Origin of the sequence: Mesorhizobium sp. M8A.F.Ca.ET.207.01.1.1 (genome assembly GCF_004794715.1) — a bacterium.
Classification (GTDB): domain Bacteria; phylum Pseudomonadota; class Alphaproteobacteria; order Rhizobiales; family Rhizobiaceae; genus Mesorhizobium.
Genome location: NZ_SRUS01000054.1, coordinates 1 through 539, shown reverse-complemented (window position 1 = coordinate 539; position 539 = coordinate 1). Strand labels below are relative to the sequence as shown.

1 protein-coding gene is annotated in these 539 nt (G+C 66.4%); it reads right to left on the bottom strand.

The annotated features are described in order from the left end of the window. A partial coding sequence (locus tag EN850_RS33410) for a TonB-dependent receptor plug domain-containing protein (RefSeq protein WP_148671827.1) occupies positions 1-539 on the bottom strand: 539 nt, incomplete at both ends.

Genomic DNA, 539 nt, shown 5'->3' with positions numbered 1-539 from the left:
CTGGCCGGACAGCGCTTCGCAGGTGGCCGCGCCCGGGTCCAGGTAGTCATCGTTGTAGTCGGTGCGCAGGTAGGCGCGGCGCGCGATGCGCGAGCCCTCGGTGGGGCCATCCTGGGTCGAGTCCTGGATGTCACGCTCATAGGCCCACAGCGGGGTCTGCGACTGCAGTTCCACGCTGTAGACGGCGTTGAAGTTGCCACGGCTGAAACCGCTGGCGACGCTCATGTCGAACGAGTCGCCACCGCCTTCGGTGGTGGTGCCCAGGCGCATGTCGATGGTGGTGCCGTTGGCCTTCTTCTTCAGGATGAAGTTGACCCCGCCGGCGATCGCGTCCGAACCGTAGATGGCCGACGCGCTGCCGGTCAGCACTTCGATGCGCTCGATCATTCCCAGCGGGATGTTGGAGACATCGGTGAAGTTGCTGCGGCCCTTGAACGGCATCGGGAAATCGGCGATGCGGCGGCCATTGACCAGCACCAGCGTATGGTTCGGGCCCAGGCCGCGCAGGTCCACCTGCTGCGCGCCCGGCGAGAAGTCGG